Raw genomic sequence first — 18,553 nt, 5'->3', positions numbered from 1 at the left:
TCTCCGCCCGGGGTGATTCCCGGAGCGTTATTAGGACCGTAGCGATCGCCTCCTAAGCGGCACGTTGTATGGACGACTGCAACATCCTGAAAAGAGAATTAATCCACTTTTGCTGACATGTGTTCAGCCAAATCAAGCGAAAATGGAGCAAATCAAACGATTTTTAGGCGGCCTTAACAATCACAGCATGGAGTTCACAAGCAGGCTCCATAGGCTGAACGTACTCAGGGATTCATGGAATGCAGATCCCTTCAGCAATCATCACTCTTGTGATTGGGATGGTCCTTGTCCTGGGAGGGATGTGGATTGGCCAGAACATCAATCTTTTGCCGATTGATGCCAGCGTGAATGCGCCGATCTACGACGAACTTTTTCAGGTTTTGTTCACGATTGGAACCATTCTTTTTATCGGCATCATCGGATTGCTGGTTTTCAGCCTGGTGCGCTTCAGACGGCGACCAGGCCAGCTCGGTGATGGCATCGCCATAGAAGGCAATCTCCCCCTGGAGATTTTTTGGACAGCGGTTCCAGCTGTTGTTGTGCTCTTTGTGGGCCTCTACAGCTACGACATCTACGACCGAATGGGCGGCATGGTTCCCCTCGCCCATGACCATTCCGCGGGGATGGCCGAGCAGAGGATTTGGGGAGGAATCAGTTCCGGGACGGTCGAATCCGGAATTGTTGATGCCCTGCCCATCGACGTCACGGCGATGCAGTTCGCATTCCTGTTCCACTACCCCGACGGTGACATCACAGCCGGAGAGCTGCACGTGCCTGCTGGTCGCCCGGTCACGCTGCGACTGGAAGCCAAGGATGTGATCCATGCATTCTGGGTTCCGGAATTTCGTCTGAAGCAGGACGTCATTCCCGGTCAGCCAACGCAACTGAGTTTCACGCCAACCCGACCAGGTCGTTACCCGATCGTCTGCGCTGAGCTCTGCGGTCCTTATCACGGCGGCATGAGATCCACCGTGGTTGTCGATGAACCAGAAGCCTGGGACACCTGGTTCAGCGGTAACGCCAAACCAGATCCGACCAGCGAAACAGCTTCAACCAACACCTGAGATGACTGTCACTCTCCTTCCAGACACAGGAACCGAACGTCCTCGGAGACTTCAGCCAACGGGTTGGCTGAGGTATTTCAGCTTCAGCGTCGATCACAAAGTGATTGGCCTGCAGTATCTGGTCTGTGGCTTTCTCTTTTATTTGATCGGCGGAGCCTTGGCAGGTGCAATCCGAACGGAGCTAGCCAGCCCTGTCGCGGACTTCATGGCGCGTGATGTTTACAACCAGGTGCTCACCCTGCATGGCACGGTGATGATTTTTCTCTGGATCGTTCCTGTTGTGAACGGCGCTTTCGGGAATTACCTGATTCCCTTCTATGTGGGAGCCAGGGACATGGCATTCCCTCGGTTGAACGCGGTTGCATTTTGGTTGATTCCTCCGGCAGGACTGTTGTTGATCAGCAGTTATTTCATTACTGGAGCTGCTCAATCAGGCTGGACGGCCTATCCCCCATTGAGCATCACAACGCCAGCGACAGGGCAGGTTCTCTGGATTCTGAGTGTTTTGCTTCTGGGTGGAAGTTCCATCTTCGGCGGCATCAATTTCATCGCAACGATCCTGAAACTGCGACGTCCAGGTTTAAAGCTGATGCAACTGCCGATGTATTGCTGGGCCATGCTTGGCACCAGCATTTTGGTGGTGCTGTCGACGCCGGTTCTGGCTGGCACACTCGTTCTGCTCAGCTTCGACATCGTTGCGCACACAGGCTTTTTCAATCCCACTCTCGGCGGCAATGTCGTTGTTTATCAGCATCTGTTCTGGTTCTATTCGCACCCAGCCGTTTACATCATGGTTCTGCCGGCTTTCGGGCTGGTCAGTGAAATCCTGCCCATTCACGCCAGGAAGCCTTTGTTCGGTTACACCACCATGGTTTATTCGATCATGGCGATTGTTGTTCTGGGCCTGATCGTCTGGGCACACCACATGTTCACCAGTGGTACGCCTCCCTGGATGCGCCTGTTCTTCACGATTGCCACAGCATTTATCGCCGTTCCAACCGGCATCAAATTCTTCAACTGGCTGGCAACACTCTGGGGAGGTCGAATCAGCCTCAACAGTGCCGTGCTGTTCTCATGCGGATTCATCGTGAACTTCGTCCTCGGCGGGATCACCGGAGTTGCTCTTGCTCAGGTGCCATTCGACATTCATGTTCACGACACCTACTTCGTGGTTGCCCACTTTCACTACATCGTCTTCGGCGGTTCGGTGTTCGTGATCTTCGCCTCGATCTACCACTGGTATCCGAAGTTCACAGGGCGGATGCTCAATGAGGATCTTGGACGTCTTCATTTCGCACTCACATTCATTGGCTTCAACCTCTGCTTCGGCCCCCAGCACTGGCTGGGCCTGAACGGAATGCCGAGGCGGGTTGCGGAATACGACCCCCAGTTCACCTTGATCAACCAGATCAGTTCCGTGGGTGCCCTGCTGATGGCCATCAGCACTCTCCCCTTTCTCTGGAACGTGGTGCACAGTGCTTTCAAGGGTCAGCCAGCCGGAGACAACCCATGGAATGCCCTGACTCCTGAGTGGCTGACCAGCTCCCCACCCCCGGTGGAGAACTGGATCGGCGAAGCACCGTTGGTTGAGGAGCCCTATGGCTATGGCGTCTCCCCTGATCAGTTCGACCTCGCATCCACCAGCGGCAGTGACCTTTGGAGCAGTGGCAAATGACCAGCACCCTTTCCGTCAACCACGAAGGCGAATCCCAAGGGGATGGCCAGATCGACCATGACCAGCACGGCCATGAGGAGCACGCCGACCACCGCATGTTCGGGTTGGCAACCTTTCTGATCGCCGACGGCATGACCTTTGCCGGGTTCTTCGCTGCCTACCTCACCTTCAAAGCGGTCAATCCCCTGCCTGCCGGAGCCATCTACGAGCTGGAACTGCCGCTGCCCATCCTTAACACCATTCTGCTGCTGGTCAGCAGCGCCACCTTCCATCGGGCCGGCAAAGCCCTGCATCTCGGCAACCACCCGCTTTGCCGCAGATGGCTGCTGATCTCAGCAGGCCTTGGCATTGCCTTTCTGGTGAGCCAGATGGTCGAGTACTTCACCCTTCCTTTCGGTCTCACCGACAATCTGTACGCAAGCACCTTCTTTGCAGCCACAGGGTTTCACGGTCTTCATGTCACCCTCGGAGCACTGATGATCCTGATCGTCTGGTGGCAAGCCAGATCAGATGGAGGACGCGTTAATCAGAACAATGCATTCCCCCTTGAAGCAGCAGAGCTTTACTGGCACTTCGTCGATGGCATCTGGGTGATCCTGTTTGTGATCCTTTATCTGCTCTGATCCCTTGCCAGCATTGAAAAGCGACGCCACAATTCAAGTGAATCAGTTGTCAAAATGCTGATCGGCAAGGATTTACTCGACAAAGCCAGATCTCTGAGCAACAGGCCAGAGGATGAAATTGCCCGTGGATGTGGCTACGTCGGCCCCAGTGGACGGGTGCTGCGTAAAAGTTTCTATCGAGCCCTTGTTGAAGCGAAGGGGTACAAAGTTCCCTCCAGCAATGGCGGCAGCAACGGAACGAGAGGGCGTCAGGCCGAGTTCCGCACCCGTGTGCATGGGAACGGCAACCTGCTCATCGGACACGCCTACACCCGTCGTCTCGGGCTGGAACCGGGGCAGGAATTCAAGATCGAACTGCATCGGGATTCCGGCTCGATCTGGTTGCTCCCCATGGAGCAGGACGCAGCCGAGCCCAGCAGCCAGAAGGATGATTCACTCGTGGAAGCAGACGGATAAGGCGAATTCACTGCCAACCGTGTGAACTCAACCAATCTGTTGACATCGGTGTATCCATCGATGTTGATTCACTTGCGGGCTGATGCTCTGCGCCGGTTTGGATCAAGCGTTCGGCATAGCGGGCCAACTGATCGGCCTCAAGGTTGACGCGATCTCCAACAACGCGATGGCTGAGCGTGGTGATGCTCCAGGTGTGAGGAATGACCGCCAAGGTGAAACGAGCGCCATCGGCGGTGCAGCGGGCCACCGTGAGACTGATCCCATCAACGGCGATGCTGGCCTTGTCGCAGATGTAGCGACCGAAACCGGGGTCGTCCCAGCGCAGTTCCAGCTCCCATGACTGGGGCAGGGAGTCGATCGCCATCACCTTGGCGCAGGCATCAACATGACCGCTGACGAGATGGCCACCAAGGCGATCGCTGAGGCGCAGAGCGGGCTCGAGGTTGACGGCCCCACCTCGCTCTGCCTTGGCTCCCAGGGTGGTTCGTTGAAGGGTTTCCTCGCTGACATCGGCGCGAAATCCGTCTCCGCAGAGTTCCGCCACGGTGAGGCAGACCCCATCGACGGCAACGCTGTCGCCGAGTGCCAGCGGAGCAAAGGGTGCGCATCCCTCGATCACCAGGCCACCAGACCGCCGCTGCAGTCGACCGATGGCCTGAACCAATCCCGTGAACATGTCAGCCTCGCCTGCGCTGTGGCCTCTGGCCATAATCGGATAAGGCCGAAGCATCGCCATGGTTGAAATGAGCGTGGCTGGAATTGCCCTTGATGCCGCAAGTCGCACACCGATCGTGCTGCTGCGCGATCCCTCAGGGCGGCGCCAAGTGCCGATCTGGATCGATCAGGCCCAAGCACACAACATCATGGCTGGGCTGCAGGGCACGGAATCCCCCAGACCGCTCAGCCATGACTTGATGGCCGCGCTGTTGGAAGCCGGAGGACTGGAACTGCGACGCGTGATCGTCCATGCCATCGAGGACAGCACTTTTCATGCCTTGTTGAAGCTTCAGGAGATCACAGAGGAAAGGGAGACGGACGGAGATGAGCCGGGCTCAGAGGCAGACCAGGAGCTGATCGAAGTCGATGCCCGGCCGAGTGATGCCATCGCCCTTGCCGTTCGCACCGGCAGCAGTATCTGGATGCTGGAGGAGGTGGTGGCAGAGGCCTCGATTCCCGTTGACGCCGAGGCGGATGCGGAAGACCAAAGCGCCTTCAGCCGGTTCGTCGACGACCTCAGTCCTGCAGCGCTGGTTCGCCACCTCCGTCACCAAGGAACCCACGAACCCGGTGCAAAAGAAGCCAACGACGATGAGCCCTCTACGGACGACCCGTGAGACGGCCGTTCGGCGGAGGACGCTCGGTCAGCCTGTTCAGCCTGGGCACGATGCGCGCCCTCGCCTCGCCGGACCAGATGATCTCGGTCCTCAGAGCTGCTCTTGATGCCGGCATCAACCACCTTGAAACTGCGCCGGCCTACGGCCCGGCGGAACATTTTTTGGGGCAAGCACTGCAGCGGCTTGAAAACGAGGGCAAGCAATCCGCAGAAGGCTGGGTCATCACCAGCAAACTGCTGCCTGGAATCTCTCTGGACGAGGGGAAACGTCAACTGAAGGCGATCCTTCAGCGGCTGGGGCGCAGCAAGCTCGACAACCTGGCCGTGCACGGTCTCAACCGGCCCGCGCACCTCAAATGGGCACTGCATGGAGAGGGTGCGGCACTTCTGGAGTGGTCCATGCAGTGCGGGCTCGTGGAGCAGATTGGCTTCAGCAGTCACGGCAGCGAGGAGCTGATTGGCGACGCCATCGCCTCAGAACGCTTCAGTTTCTGCTGCCTGCATCTGCATCTTCTTGACCCCCAGCGCCTGCCTCTGGCCCATGAAGCCCTTGAGCGGGGAATGGGGGTTCTGGCGATATCACCGGCCGACAAAGGAGGACGGCTACAGGCCCCAAGCCCGACTCTTGTGGAGGACTGCACACCCATCCAACCCCTGCAGCTCGCCTATCGCTATCTGTTGGCCGAAGGCATCAGCACCCTGTCCGTCGGCGCAAGCGATCCCGCTGATCTCGCCCTGGCCAGTCAGCTCAGAGACGCCGGTGGACCGCTCGGGCCCGCGGAGGAGAACACGCTCAACCAACTGATGGAGCAGCGTTCTGCGCGGCTGGGGGAGGACCAGTGTCACCAGTGCCGGGAGTGCCTTCCATGTCCGCAGCAGGTGCCCATCCCAGATCTCCTGCGCCTCCGCAATCTTGCCGTTGGCCACGACCTGATTGGCTTTTGCCAGGAGAGATACAACCTGATTGGACGGGCGGGGCACTGGTGGGAGGAGATCGACGCCGACGCCTGTCGCCATTGCGGCGACTGCCTGCCGCGGTGCCCCCATCAACTGGCCATTCCGGAGCTCCTGCGCGACACCCACCGGCGCTTGAAAGCAACGCCTCGCCGCCGTTTATGGGGCTGAAGCGCGCCAACGCTGGCTGAGAGAGTCGCGCTGCTGCTGGGTCAACGGAGACAGAGACCAGCAGCTAGACCAGACATCCAACGGCGGGAGCAGCAGGTCCCGCCAGCGGGACGGCAGCCCTGCGCGCAGCTGAGGAAGATCCAATGACCTCAGTGGCGGACGCCATCCGGAGGCCACAAGCCGACTCAGCATCGGGAGGCTCCAGGCTGTCTCCACCCAGGCCTGGGGCAGCGGCTCACGTGTGTCGGCGGGACGAACCAGCAGCGTCCAGTGCAGAGGAGCACCACTGTTGGGAAGAATGGCGCTTAAACGCGGATCTCGACGCAGCAATGTCATGCAGCGCTGGAGCGGGGTCACCAGCACGCGGGCCTTGTCTTTAAGCAGCCAGTTGATGCCTTGACGATCGTCATAGGTGAGAACTTGCCGCCGCAACCGCTCCAACGCATCCGTTGCAGTCATGCGATCAGCAAGCTCGATCACCAGTCGCGGACTCTGCGGCAACACCACCTGGCCAGTCAGAGCGGAGTCGAGCAACACCTCCCAGCCATCGACAGAGGTGGATCTCCAGCGATCACCTCCTCGGAACACCATCACCCATGGACTGACGGCAACGGGCAGCAGTTGCGCTGCCCTGGTGGCGCCCTGCAGCTGCAGGAACTGAGCGGCGGTCTGATCCAGCTGCGAGTGCAGAGGTGCCGTCTGAACCGGCTGCAACAGATCTTGCGGAAAGCTGGTCAGCCATCCATCAGTCAGAGCGATCAGATCCACGGACTCCCGCTCAGCCTTGCCCTCAAGCGTGAGCGAGTCCTCCGGTTTCAGCGGCAGGAACTGCCAGGGTGACGGCAGTGCTTTGCGCCAGCGGCTAGGCAGTGTTTCCGCCGCGGCCAGCAGCTTCGGAGGCTTTGCTCCCTGGCGGCAGCCAGCCAGCAAAGCCAGACCTGCCGCTCCTCCGAACTGCAGCAACAGGCGACGGCGGCTGAGTGGCGTGACTCCGCTCATGCCCCTGACCCTACGGGTGCGTTCAGCAAGCGATCCATCGCCTGATCACAGCGCTGCTCAAGCTGGTCCGCAGGGATGCCCTGCAACTGGGCCAGCAGCAGCAAGGCCCCGGCACCCACCCCCTCCTTCACATAGCCCCGCTCAAAGTCCTGCAGCTGCTGATGTCGACTGCGACTGAAGCGAACACCACAGGCCATGGCCGCCAAAGGCACGGCACAACGATCGCTGGCAAGCGCAACAAGCCTGCTGAGCATGGAGCCGGCGGGCGGCACAACCGACTCCTGAGCAAGCCAGGCGGTGGTTCCAATCAGAACCCTCTGCGACAGGCGCTGGCGAAGCAGAACCGGCAGTGAACTGAGCGCCAGTGTCAGCACAGCAACCATCTGGCTTCCGCCGCCGAGAAGAACGGGCTGATCCGCCTCGGCAGCACCGCACAGCAGACCTGCCGCCACCGCCTGAAAAGGATCACCGACGGCAGCCAGCACAGCGCGGGCTGAAGGATCGTGCGGCAGCTGGGCCCGTTGCAGTCCGGTCGCCACCAGCTGCTGCTTGAGAGCCTGTGGCGGTTGTCTGGCACTGCCGCTGACCAGATCTCCAGCCTGCAGTCCAAGAGCGGTGAGAACTGCCAACGCCGTTGTGGTGCCCCCTGGAACGCACTCGGCCAGCACTAGCGGACGACGCAGTCGTCGTCCAAGCCGTTCCCCCTGGTTCCAGAGCGTCTCCACACGATCCGGCGACATCGCCTGACCTCCTGACAGGCAGGCAGATGGTCCCTGGCTGACGGATTCCAGCCGGAGGTGCGGGAAGTCCGGTGAATGGTGAAGGCCAAGGGCAACCACCTGGGGCTTGAGATGAAGGCTCTCGACGGCCACACGACTGAGAAGTGCGGGGGACACCCCAGCCGGAAGAGGCGGCAACGCCCAGCGACGACTGGCCTCTGTCCCCCGAAGCAGGAGTTCCGCATCCGCCAGTGCCGTCAGGCGCCGGGATGCTGCCGTCGCCCCGGCGGCTGAAATTCCATCTTGTTCCGCCGTCTGCGTAGCCGCCAGAAGCAGCAGCAGATCAACATTCAACCCAGGCTGTTGCCAGCGCTCCAGGCAGGCGGCGAGTCCGGCTGTTGCGGGCATGCTTCCAACCCAATGACATCCCTTGGGGAGATCGATGAAATCAGAGTGGATCAAGCGCAACAAGGCCCTGCAGCAACTTTGGCGGTCTCGGCAGAGAGGAACCCAGACGGGGAAAGATCCAGTACGCCAGAGCGTGGAGTGACAGCACGTAGACAACCTCCTGCACAACCACAAGAGCCAGAGCCATCAGCTGAACTTCGAAGAGATCCGGCGAGACGGGGAGATTGAGCAGGGAGACGAAGCGGTCCAGGAGTCCGGCACCGGCACGGGTGATCAACACCCAGAGGTTCTCACCCACCAGCAACGAGAGCACAACGAGTCGCACCAGAAAACCGAACGTGCCCAGAACAATCCCGACACCCCAACTGATCCACCAGCTGAGCTTCTTGATCCAGCTCCAACCCAACCACAACGACAGCAATCCATAGGGGAACAGCAGAAGTGGGCCTCGAACCGGACCCATCAGTGCCGTCAGCAGCAGCACAGCGAGCAGCAGAGCTTCCACACCTGCCCGGCCGCCTCGGCGGAGCTGAAGCAAAGCCAGCGGCAATGGCAGAGACAGGCGGAAAAGGGCTCCGCCAACCGGCAGGTAATAAAGCGCCAGCCAGATCAAACCAGTGGTGGCGGCGAGGTAAGCCCCTTCAACAAGCCGCAGAGCTTGCTGGCGACTGAGGGGTGCAGGCTCATGACTCATGGCTCAACCCGCTCGATCCGCTCGACGGCGAAGGGAACACCTGCCTGTCGAAGGACTCGGGTGACAGCCTCAGCCGGCGAGGCCGGATCAGCTGCTGACAAGCGAATGGTGATCCGGTAAGGCTCCTGAGGCAGATCCGAGGGTGGCAGCTCCCCAGCTTTCAGCTCCTCACTCTTGCCCTCCTCACTTTTGCCCTCCTCATCCTTGTCCTCACCATCGTTCCCAACCCCATCGTTTTCCATCCCAACGTTCTCCGTCTCATCGCTGCCCTTCGCACCGTTGCCCTTCACACCGTTGCCCTTCGCCTTGTCGTTCCTGGCCTGATCAGCCTTGGGCTTGGGGCCGTCTGAACGATCCTTCTGAGTTGTGGCGTCCACTGGTTGAGCATCAGCAGAAGCGGAAGGCTTGGTCTCCGACGTCGGTTTCGATTCCCGTGTCTTTTGCTGATCTTGACCTGGGGCCTTCAGCGCAGGCTGATCGAAACTGCGCTGCAACTGCTGAGCCACCGGATTGCCGGCACAACCCTGCAGCATCAGCAGCGGCAGGATCAGCCGCAGCAAGTTCCGCATCAGCTGTCCGCAGGCCTGATCACCCTCACCGCCCCAGCTCTGGGTTTACCCGATTTCGTGGTCCCAGGGAGCTTGCGGGTCTTGGGCTGCGCTTCAGCCTCCTTTTTCGCCGCAGGCTTGCGTCCAGCTGGCTTCTTCGTTGCCGAGGACGCCTTCCGAGAACTGCCTTTTTTCGAGGCCGCCTTGGCACTGAGCAACTCAACGGCCTCTTCAAGGCTGATGTCATCCGCCGTCTTCCCTTCCGGGAGAGAGGCATTGACCTTGCCCTGCTTCACATACATCCCGTAAGGGCCGTCATACACCTGAATGGTCTCCTCGCTGCCCTCTGGTTTGCCGAGATCCTTGAGGGCCGTTCTGCCGCCCCGGCCTCGCTTCGGCATGGCCAGCAGCTCGAGGGAACGACTGAGACCGATGGCGAGCACATCATCCTCACCTTTGAGGGAGCGATAGTCCTTGTCGCCCTTGCCCTTGTCCCAAACCACGTAGGGGCCGAAACGTCCGAGGCCCGCCTGCACACGGCCACCATCGGGATGTTCACCGAGAAGGCGGGGGAGCCTCAGCAGTCCAAGTGAATCCTCAAGGGTCAGGTCCTCCGGCTTCACACCCTTGGGCAGGGACGCCCGCTTCGGCTTTGGATTCTCATCACTGACCTGACCACGCTGGACATAGGGGCCGTACTGGCCGAACAGCAGATAAATCAGATCTCCGGTTTCTGGGTCCTCACCAAGGGCTTCAGGCCCATCCGCCTTGTGTTTCAGGATCAACTCCGCCTGCTCTTCATCCAGCTCTGCTGGAGTGATCTCGCGGGGAAGCGTGGCCTTGATCAGTTCCTCCTCTCCGTCATCACTGACCCGCTTCGCTTCCAGGTAGGCACCGAAACGACCGATGCGGACAACGCTCGTTAAACCTTCGAGATCGATGGTGCGTGACGCGCCGGGGTCAATGTCGCCTTCCTTGAGCTGCACTTGATTCTCGAGGCCTTCATTGCCCTTGAAGAAGCCCTCCAGATAGGGAAGCCACTGCACCTTGCCGTGAGAGATCTCATCGAGGGTGGTCTCCATCCGGGCGGTGAAGCTGGTGTCGACAAGATCGGGGAAGTGTTCCTCGAGCAGGGCGGTGACGGCAAAGGCGGTGAAACTCGGGGTCAGCGCATTGCCCTGCAGGGTGGAATAACCGCGATCGACAATCGTGCCGATGATGGAGGCATACGTGGAAGGACGCCCGATTCCTTCCTTCTCGAGCATTTTCACCAGCGAGGCCTCGCTGAAGCGGGCCGGCGGCTGCGTTTGGTGTCCAAGCGGCTCCACCTGTTTCGGCGTCGGTGCATCGCCGACTGCCAGGGTTGGCAGCAGCACTTCCTGCCCTTCAAGGGCCGCATCTGGATCGTCGCTGCCCTCGACGTAGGCACGAAAGAATCCTGGAAAGTCAATGCGCTTGCCGCTGGCGCGGAATGCCGCCTCAGACGCACTCAAATCGACGGAGAGCATCGTCAGACGGGCTTCAGCCATCTGGCTGGCCACCGTGCGTTTCCAGATCAACTCGTAAACCGCGAGATCGCGGCCATCAAGACCGGTATCCCCCGGCGTGCGAAAGCTCTCCCCTGCCGGACGAATGGCTTCGTGGGCCTCCTGAGCGTTGCGCGCTTTGGTGCTGTACTGCCGTGGCCCCTTGCTCAGATAGTCCTTGCCGTAGAGAGCTTCAACGCAACTGCGGGAAGCACTGATCGCCTGGTCTGAGAGATGCACCGAATCGGTGCGCATGTAGGTGATGAAGCCACGCTCATAAAGCCCCTGAGCACAGCGCATCGTTTCGCGCGCTGAAAGCCGGAGCTTGCGATTGGCCTCCTGCTGCAGGGTGCTGGTGGTGAAGGGGGGAACCGGCTTGCGCACCGTGGGCTTTTCTTCCACGGCATCCACCGACCAGCCACTGGTGCTGACCGTTGCGGCCAGGGCACGGGCCTCCTGCTCACTCAGCAGCCGCACATCACTCCCGGCCTTGAGGCCGCCGGTGCTTTCGTCGAAATCGCTGCCATTGGCGATTCGACGGCCGTCCACATGGGTGAGCTTGGCTTCGAAGCCGCTCCCATTCAGCTCAAGCTGCGCCTTGAGATCCCAGTAGCTGCCGCTGCGAAACGCTCGTCTGGCCCGCTCCCTCTGAACCAGAAGGCGGACGGCAACCGATTGCACCCGACCGGCCGACAGCCCCCAGGCCACCTTTTTCCAGAGCAGCGGCGAGAGGGTGTAACCCACCAGACGATCGAGAATCCGTCGGGTCTCCTGGGCGTGCACCAGCTCCATGTCGAGTTCTCGGGTCTGATCCAGGGCCTTGCCGATCGCCTCCTTGGTGATCTCGTGAAACACCATCCGCTTCACCGGAACCTTGGGAGACAGCAACTGCAGCAGGTGCCAGCTGATGCTTTCCCCTTCACGGTCCTCGTCCGTTGCGAGCAGCAGCTGCTCAGCTCCCTTGAGGGCGTCCTTCAATTCACGGACAATCTTCTTCTTGTCCTTCGGCACCACGTAAAGGGGCTCGAAGTCGGCCTCGGTGTTCACGCCGAGATTGGCCCACTTCTGTCCCTTGGCAGACGCTGGGATTTCGCTGGCGTTGTTGGGCAGATCACGAACATGACCCATCGACGCCTCAACCCGGAACCCCTTTGGCAGAAAGCCGCGGATGGTTCGGGCCTTTGTGGGGCTTTCAACGATGACGAGGGTGTGCGCCAAAGGTGCCGGCCTTCTTCCTTGTTCCTTCTTTATCGCATCGACCAGCGCACCCTGCATCACCATCGCAATGGAACGGCGCGGCTAAAGTCATGAACCAGGACGTTGGATCCGAAGCCTGCCATGCCCGAGATGGGTGCCCCAGGTGAACTCCTCAATCTTTCCCTGAATGCCACGGCGGTCCTACCGGAAGCGGCCGTGTTGTTCGCCATGATCGCCACCTTGCTGGTGGACCTTGCCGGCGAACAGGTCGCCGCCCGCTGGGTTCCCCCGATCTGCTATCTGGGCCTTGGTGGCTCGTTGCTCCTACTGGCTCTCCAATGGAATGGGCCACTGGAGCCCGCCTTTCTGGGTGCCTTTCTGGCCGACAACCTTGCGGTCGCGTTCAGGGCCGTCATTGCCCTGTCCACTCTTCTTTCACTGCTGATCAGCTGGCGATACGCCGAGCAGAGCGGTACGCCCGTCGGGGAATATGCCGCCATCCTTCTGGCTGCCACGCTCGGGGCGATGCTGCTCTGTGGCGCCACCGATCTGGTGAGTGTGTTCATCTCACTGGAGACCCTTTCGGTCGCGAGCTACCTGCTTTCTGGGTACATGAAACGGGATGCCAGAAGCTCGGAAGCGGCCCTCAAATACCTGCTTGTGGGCTCAGCTGCAGCAGCGGTCTTCCTCTACGGCTCGTCCCTGCTCTATGGCCTCAGCGGCAGCACCAGCCTGGAAACCATTGGCGTTGCTCTTCAGACCAGCACCACCCCACTGGCGGCCCTGGCCCTGGTGTTTGTCCTGGCAACCGTCGCTTTCAAGATCGCTGCGGTCCCGTTCCACCAGTGGACTCCTGACGTCTACGAGGGATCACCGACGCCGGTGGTTGCCTTCCTGTCCGTGGGGTCAAAGGCCGCAGGCTTCGCCCTGGCTCTGAGAATTCTGGTGGGCTGTTTCGGTGCGTTTGATGGCCAGTGGAAGCTGTTGTTCACCGTTCTTGCAGTGCTGAGCATGACGCTTGGCAACGTTGTTGCCCTGGCTCAGACCTCGATGAAAAGGATGCTGGCTTACAGCTCCATCGGTCAGGCCGGCTTCGTGATGATCGGCATGGTCTGCGGCACCGAGGACGGTTTTGCAGCAATGGTGCTGTACATGGCCGCCTACCTGTTCATGAATCTGGGAGCCTTCGCCTGCATCATCCTGTTCTCGATCCGTACAGGGAGTGATCGCATTTCGGACTATGCAGGTCTGTACCAGAAGGATCCATTGATCACCCTTGGCTTGAGCCTGTGCCTGCTCTCCCTCGGTGGAATCCCCCCGATGTTGGGGTTCTTCGGCAAGATCTATCTTTTTTTCGCAGGTTGGGCCGATCACCAGTACCTGTTGGTTGTGGTCGGTCTGATCACGTCGGTGGTCTCGATCTACTACTACATCTCTGTGATCAAGATGATGGTGGTAAAGGAGCCTCAGGAGGCGTCCGACGTCGTCAAGAACTACCCCGAAGTGCGCTGGTCCTTGATGGGCATGCAGCCGCTCCGAACCGCTCTGATCGGATGCGTTGTGGTGACGGCGGTTGGTGGCATCCTCTCCAACCCGCTGTTCCAATGGGCAAATGCTGCAGTCAGCGGAACGCCTCTACTGCAGCAAGCCATCGCCTCAAGTGGTTCGAGTGGTCTTGGCTGATCCCCTGCCGCCCCATGCCAACCGAGCTGTCGCCGAACTGAGCGGCATCAGCAAGGTTTATGGCCAGGGAGATCTCACCGTGAATGCTCTCGATCAGCTGGATCTGATCGTTCGAGAGGGGGACTACATGGCCGTGATGGGTGCCTCTGGATCCGGAAAGAGCACAGCCATGAACATTCTTGGCTGCCTGGACCGCCCCAGCAGTGGTTGCTATCGCCTGAACGGGGTGTCTGTCGAACAGCTCGACGATGACGCTCTCGCAGATCTGCGCAACCGTTCTCTGGGATTCGTATTTCAGCAGTTTCATCTGCTTCCCCAGGCGTCAGCCCTGGAGAACGTGATGCTGCCGATGATCTATGCCGGAGTGCCCCTTGAAGAACGGCGTCATCGAGCCCGTGAAGCCCTGATTCGGGTCGGTCTTGGCCAACGGCTTGAAAACCGGCCCAACCAGCTCTCCGGAGGACAACAGCAACGGGTGGCCATCGCTCGCGCAATCATCAACCGTCCTTCCCTGCTTCTGGCGGACGAACCCACCGGCGCTCTCGACTCCAACACCACCGCTGAGGTTCTGGATCTGTTCGACGACCTGCATCGCCAGGGCATCACGCTGGTGATGGTCACCCACGAGGATGAGGTCGCCGCCCGCGCCCGCCAGCTGGCTCGCTTCCAGGATGGACGCATCGTCGAGATGCTGACCACCAGACAACCCCTGAAACTGTCCTGAAGGGAGGTTTGATGCAAGAAGCGGGACGGCAGATCACGGTTGCAGTGGTGGAGGACAACCCACGCATCCGTGAACTGTTGCAGGAGGAAATCAGCGATGAGGGGCACCGTTTCCTGTCGTTCGGGACAGCGGAAGATTTTCTCAGCGCCATGGCGGACTCCGACGTGACGGTGGATCTCGTCCTTCTCGATGTGATGCTGCCTGGCATGGACGGGCTCACCTGTCTTCGCCATCTGAGGCAGAGCCGCACGCCCCAGCAGGAAGGCCAGGCTCCAAAGATCGTGATCGTGACCGCCCTCAACGACGAGGACAAACGTCGGCAGGCCTTCGCGGACGGGGCAGAGGACTATGTCCTTAAACCGGATCTCTTTCTCCGGCTTCCTGAGCTGCTGGAGGCAACGGCATCGCGGTGAACGGCATGGTGAACGTCACGGATGTGACGGTGATGGAAGGTTCGGCCGTGACATTGCGCTGATCGAGCTGCAGCGAGCCTCCCCAGGCCTGAACCAGCTTGTTCACGATCGCAAGGCCAAGCCCCGCCCCTTCAGCATTGGTTTCATGGCGCCGGCCAGCCGATCGCACGAACGGCAGCAGCCAGTCGTCGAGAGTGTCGCGACCCACCGCTTCCCCCGACCCGGTACTGGAAATTTGAAGCGCGTAGCTGTCGCCGTCTTCAGGGCCGGGGCAGCGAATCGTCATGCGGATCTTGTCAGCATCTGCGCCGTGCTGAATCGCATTCTCGACGAGTTGATCAAGAACAACCGCCAGGGCATTGGCATCAATCCGCACAAGATCTGTCGAAGAGAGGCCGCCCCACTCAATCGACAATCGTTGTTGGCGGTTGTCGGAATTGCCCTCAAACCATTGGCGAAGCACGGGCAGGAGAGGCTGTACCCGGGCTCCAAGCCAGGCGGGGTCAACCTCCAGCTGGGTCATCAGTGACAGGTTCTCGAGAAGACGGTGAATCCGAAGGGTTTCTTCCTCGGCGCGGATCAGATGTCTATGAGCTCGCTGATGCGGATCGCTGTCACGCCTGAGGCGCTTGAGACTCCCCGAAATGATCGTGAGCGGCGTTCTCAGCTCGTGGGTGAGATCCGTCATGAAGCGCTGTTGCTGCAGCAAGGCCTTCTGCTCAGGGCTGAGATCACGGATGGTGATCAACAGATGATCCTTGGCCTGCAGAATGGCAACCGGTTGCCAACGCAACTGTCGGGCTGTGGTGCGGACCCCAGAGCTGAGAGTCAGTTCAAGGCATTCCTCGCCTTCCTTGAGCGGCAAGGGCTGGGAGGGATGCAGAGGGTGATCCTGCTGAATCGATGTTCCCCCCGGCAGATGAAGCGTCATCAGGGCATCCAGGCAACGATTCATCACCTGAATGGGCACACCATCCACCAGCAAGGTCGCTGAAGACTGATTTGCCCAGTGAACCCGTCGATCGCCATCGATGATCAACATCGATTCGACAGCGGCATCAAAGGCAACCTGCAACATCCCGAGGGACTGTCTCAGCTGTTGAACCAGAGCTGGTTCGGAGACGGATTCAGGGGCAGGAGACGGGGAGTTCACGACAGCGGTCGCAAGGTCGCCGCGAAGGACCAGCTGCCGTCACCATGCTTTTCGGCAACGATGAAATGCTCACTTTCAATCGCCCGACCATCGGCGCAATAGGTCGCCAGCTTCAGGGGATGGTTCAGCACCCTTGACACCTCTGTGAGCTTGAAGCGGGCGAAACCTGCATGGTGGGAATCGCGGAAGGACGGAGGCAGTATCAAGCCGAGCGATTGACCAAGAAGATCGGCATCCGACCATCCATAGATGTCGCGGAAACGCTGATTGACCTCCATCACCAATCCATTCGAATCGGCACGCACGAAGGGAAGATCCTGCTGTTCACGCAGTCGACCGATCGCTTCAACCGACCAGGATTGGGACATCGATGTTGTCTACGCTTCGCTCACCTGAGACTAGAAACGGTTGAGGCTGCTGCCTAAGCTGCAGAAAGGTTCGACGTCTTGATGGCTTCTGAGTTGCAGCCACGCCTCCGCGTTCTCGTGGTGGACGACGAAGCGAAACTGACCGAACTGCTCAGGCTTGAGCTTGACGTTGAGGGCTATGACGTTGACATCGCCAGCGATGGAGCTGGCGGACTGATCCGTTCCCGAACGGAGCCCGTGCCGGATCTCATCATCCTCGACTGGAATCTGCCGGACTTCAGTGGAATCGACATCTGCCAGCGCATCCGGGCAGGAGGCGTGACAACGCCGATCCTGATGCTCACGGGCCATGACGAAATCACCGATCGGGTCAAGGCCCTGGATGCCGGGGTGGATGACTATCTGATCAAGCCATTTTCAATCGACGAGCTGATGGCACGACTCAGAGCCATGCGCCGTCGAGCCGAATCCTTTTCTGCAGCCTCGGGGCCGGATGGTCAGCCAGAGCGGCTGCAGGTCGCTGACCTGGTCATGGATACCCGCACGAGAGATGTCTCCCGTGATGGCCGAACGATTCACCTATCCGTCAAGGAATATGAGCTGTTGAACTTTTTGATGCGAGGCGCCGGCCGGGTTCTGGAGCGCTCAGAAATCATGTCGGGAGTCTGGGGAGAAAACTTTTACGGAGACGACAACCTGCTCGACGTTTACATCCGATATCTAAGGCAGAAGATCGAGAACAAAACCACAACGCCCTTGATTCACACCATTCGCGGTGTGGGATTCATCCTGCGGGAGGAGTCGTCCTGACATCGCCAGGACGTTCCAAGGATCGAAGCAATTGGGCCATCAGGATTGAGACGGGATCATCCCCCTGTGCCGTCATGGTGTCGATCAGGGGACTCATGTCCAGATCCTGGGGATCGATGGCAACCCAACCATCTCCCTGAGGACGACGCAACTCGAAATGGAGATGGGGGCCGGTGCTCAGGCCGGTGCTGCCGACGCGGCCGATCACTTCGCCCTGCTGAACGGTCTGCCCGGCTTTCACATAGATCTCTGAAAGATGGCCATACAAGGTTCGCCGCTTCGGATTGTTGTGCTCCAGAACCACCGTGATCCCATAGCCCCCTGCCAATCCACTGCTCACAACCTTTCCGGAGAGAGATGCCACAACTGGAGCACCCTCAGGTGCTGCGAAATCACGGCCTGCATGCATCAACCAGGTGCCGACCACAGGGTGAAGACGCCAGCCAAATCCACTGCTGGTGAACGCTTCGCCCACGACTGGAAACAACAGCTTGCGATCACCGTTGCCCAGCTTCGGTAGTGGCCTCGGCGTGACCGAGAAGACCGACTGCAAACGGAATCTGTTGTCAGCCCCGATCAGCGCTGACACCGGGACGGTCAACGGTGATGTTGTTGGAGTAGATGGGCCATCGCCCGGGCTCGGCTGGGTTCCTGCCATCCCCTCAACCTCAACCCTGGGGTTTCTGCGCCCTGGTCTGACCTGCCGCACGACGCCGGAGGAACACTCCTTCTGGGACAGTGCACCTTCCTGGCAGGCCCGTTGCACAGCTGGAACATCAACCGGGCGGACCAGGGCATCGCGGCCGTTCAAGTCCCGTTCCTGAGGCGTGATGACACGCTCATCCTCAAGCTTGTCGAGATCCTGGGGCGTCAGACCCAGTGATTTCGGCTGTTGCACCTCAAGATCCTTGAGCCTGTCATCGAAGCGCTCTGGAGGTTGTGCTGGCTGCAGCTGACTGTGACCGGGCTCAATCGGAGCGAGGGGAACAGCCAGCAACCAGGTAAGGGACAACCAGCGCAGCACGTTGCAAAACG

The 18,553-nt window shown here is 59.9% G+C and carries 19 protein-coding genes; 10 read left to right on the top strand and 9 right to left on the bottom strand.

Going from position 1 to position 18,553, the window contains the following annotated elements; translation table 11 throughout:
- Positions 1-239: 239 nt before the first annotated feature.
- The 4 genes from SYN9616_RS0100430 to SYN9616_RS0100415 are packed head-to-tail and all read left to right on the top strand — an operon-like array spanning position 240 to position 3,818.
- Positions 240-1,064, top strand: a complete 825-nt coding sequence (locus SYN9616_RS0100430; protein WP_028951368.1) for a cytochrome c oxidase subunit II — start codon at positions 240-242, stop codon at positions 1,062-1,064.
- A gap of 1 nt (position 1,065) precedes the next feature.
- On the top strand, positions 1,066-2,739 hold the full coding sequence (ctaD, locus tag SYN9616_RS0100425; RefSeq protein WP_028951367.1) for a cytochrome c oxidase subunit I: 1,674 nt from the start codon (positions 1,066-1,068) through the stop codon (positions 2,737-2,739).
- The gene (locus SYN9616_RS0100420; protein ID WP_028951366.1) at positions 2,736-3,362 is read left to right on the top strand and encodes a cytochrome c oxidase subunit 3; all 627 of its coding nucleotides are present in this window, start codon (positions 2,736-2,738) and stop codon (positions 3,360-3,362) included. Before ctaD ends, SYN9616_RS0100420 begins: the two co-directional genes overlap by 4 nt.
- 54 nt (positions 3,363-3,416) lie before the next feature.
- A complete protein-coding gene (locus tag SYN9616_RS0100415; RefSeq protein ID WP_028951365.1) occupies positions 3,417-3,818 on the top strand; it encodes an AbrB family transcriptional regulator in 402 nt (133 codons plus the stop codon).
- A gap of 7 nt (positions 3,819-3,825) precedes the next feature.
- On the opposite strand, the gene SYN9616_RS0100410 is transcribed toward SYN9616_RS0100415, so the two are convergent.
- Positions 3,826-4,494, bottom strand: coding sequence for a riboflavin synthase (locus tag SYN9616_RS0100410; protein WP_028951364.1), 669 nt, complete (start codon positions 4,492-4,494; stop codon positions 3,826-3,828).
- Between the two features lie 58 nt (positions 4,495-4,552).
- On the opposite strand from SYN9616_RS0100410, the gene SYN9616_RS0100405 reads away from it, so the two are divergent.
- Complete coding sequence (locus tag SYN9616_RS0100405; RefSeq protein WP_028951363.1) at positions 4,553-5,152, top strand: bifunctional nuclease family protein; 600 nt, start codon at positions 4,553-4,555, stop codon at positions 5,150-5,152.
- A 50-nt stretch (positions 5,153-5,202) separates the two neighbouring features.
- The gene (locus SYN9616_RS0100400) at positions 5,203-6,276 is read left to right on the top strand and encodes an aldo/keto reductase (RefSeq protein WP_051411062.1); all 1,074 of its coding nucleotides are present in this window, start codon (positions 5,203-5,205) and stop codon (positions 6,274-6,276) included.
- On the opposite strand, the gene SYN9616_RS0100395 is transcribed toward SYN9616_RS0100400, so the two are convergent.
- From SYN9616_RS0100395 to topA, 5 genes are read right to left on the bottom strand one after another with little or no spacing between them, the layout of a single operon-like run.
- Positions 6,265-7,275 carry an ABC transporter substrate-binding protein gene (locus SYN9616_RS0100395; RefSeq protein ID WP_028951361.1) on the bottom strand — a complete coding sequence of 337 codons (1,011 nt, stop codon included), beginning with the start codon at positions 7,273-7,275 and terminating at the stop codon, positions 6,265-6,267. The two genes, SYN9616_RS0100400 and SYN9616_RS0100395, sit on opposite strands and share 12 nt — an antisense overlap.
- Positions 7,272-8,465: a nicotinate-nucleotide--dimethylbenzimidazole phosphoribosyltransferase gene (locus SYN9616_RS0100390; protein ID WP_028951360.1), complete on the bottom strand. Its 1,194-nt coding sequence runs from the start codon at positions 8,463-8,465 to the stop codon at positions 7,272-7,274. Before SYN9616_RS0100390 ends, SYN9616_RS0100395 begins: the two co-directional genes overlap by 4 nt.
- Positions 8,443-9,096, bottom strand: coding sequence for a DUF2232 domain-containing protein (locus tag SYN9616_RS0100385; RefSeq protein ID WP_028951359.1), 654 nt, complete (start codon positions 9,094-9,096; stop codon positions 8,443-8,445). The genes SYN9616_RS0100390 and SYN9616_RS0100385 overlap by 23 nt, the downstream gene beginning before the upstream one ends.
- Positions 9,093-9,665, bottom strand: a complete 573-nt coding sequence (locus tag SYN9616_RS0100380; RefSeq protein WP_028951358.1) for a hypothetical protein — start codon at positions 9,663-9,665, stop codon at positions 9,093-9,095. The genes SYN9616_RS0100385 and SYN9616_RS0100380 overlap by 4 nt, the downstream gene beginning before the upstream one ends.
- Positions 9,665-12,388: a type I DNA topoisomerase gene (gene topA / locus SYN9616_RS0100375; protein ID WP_028951357.1), complete on the bottom strand. Its 2,724-nt coding sequence runs from the start codon at positions 12,386-12,388 to the stop codon at positions 9,665-9,667. Before topA ends, SYN9616_RS0100380 begins: the two co-directional genes overlap by 1 nt.
- A 120-nt stretch (positions 12,389-12,508) precedes the next feature.
- On the opposite strand from topA, the gene SYN9616_RS0100370 reads away from it, so the two are divergent.
- Genes SYN9616_RS0100370 through SYN9616_RS0100360 form a run of 3 tightly spaced genes read left to right on the top strand, consistent with a single transcriptional unit; the run spans position 12,509 to position 15,187 of the window.
- Positions 12,509-14,050, top strand: a complete 1,542-nt coding sequence (locus SYN9616_RS0100370) for an NAD(P)H-quinone oxidoreductase subunit N (RefSeq protein ID WP_028951356.1) — start codon at positions 12,509-12,511, stop codon at positions 14,048-14,050.
- Positions 14,037-14,774, top strand: a complete 738-nt coding sequence (locus tag SYN9616_RS0100365; protein ID WP_051410886.1) for an ABC transporter ATP-binding protein — start codon at positions 14,037-14,039, stop codon at positions 14,772-14,774. The genes SYN9616_RS0100370 and SYN9616_RS0100365 overlap by 14 nt, the downstream gene beginning before the upstream one ends.
- An 11-nt stretch (positions 14,775-14,785) precedes the next feature.
- A complete protein-coding gene (locus SYN9616_RS0100360; RefSeq protein ID WP_028951354.1) occupies positions 14,786-15,187 on the top strand; it encodes a response regulator transcription factor in 402 nt (133 codons plus the stop codon).
- Here SYN9616_RS0100360 and SYN9616_RS0100355 read toward each other — a convergent pair.
- On the bottom strand, positions 15,129-16,340 hold the full coding sequence (locus SYN9616_RS0100355) for a cell wall metabolism sensor histidine kinase WalK (RefSeq protein WP_156918608.1): 1,212 nt from the start codon (positions 16,338-16,340) through the stop codon (positions 15,129-15,131). The two genes, SYN9616_RS0100360 and SYN9616_RS0100355, sit on opposite strands and share 59 nt — an antisense overlap.
- On the bottom strand, positions 16,337-16,708 hold the full coding sequence (locus SYN9616_RS0100350; RefSeq protein WP_028951352.1) for a PAS domain S-box protein: 372 nt from the start codon (positions 16,706-16,708) through the stop codon (positions 16,337-16,339). The genes SYN9616_RS0100355 and SYN9616_RS0100350 overlap by 4 nt, the downstream gene beginning before the upstream one ends.
- Before the next feature lie 81 nt (positions 16,709-16,789).
- Between SYN9616_RS0100350 and SYN9616_RS0100345 the strand changes: the two genes are divergently transcribed.
- The gene (locus SYN9616_RS0100345; RefSeq protein ID WP_028951351.1) at positions 16,790-17,518 is read left to right on the top strand and encodes a response regulator transcription factor; all 729 of its coding nucleotides are present in this window, start codon (positions 16,790-16,792) and stop codon (positions 17,516-17,518) included.
- On the opposite strand, the gene SYN9616_RS0100340 is transcribed toward SYN9616_RS0100345, so the two are convergent.
- Positions 17,493-18,542, bottom strand: coding sequence for a M23 family metallopeptidase (locus SYN9616_RS0100340; protein ID WP_037990524.1), 1,050 nt, complete (start codon positions 18,540-18,542; stop codon positions 17,493-17,495). The genes SYN9616_RS0100345 and SYN9616_RS0100340 overlap by 26 nt on opposite strands.
- Positions 18,543-18,553 lie beyond the last annotated feature (11 nt).

The organism is Synechococcus sp. CC9616, assembly GCF_000515235.1.
Lineage (GTDB): Bacteria > Cyanobacteriota > Cyanobacteriia > PCC-6307 > Cyanobiaceae > Parasynechococcus.
The sequence above is the reverse complement of the archived record's forward strand: the minus strand, read 5'-3'. Positions and strand labels throughout refer to the sequence as shown.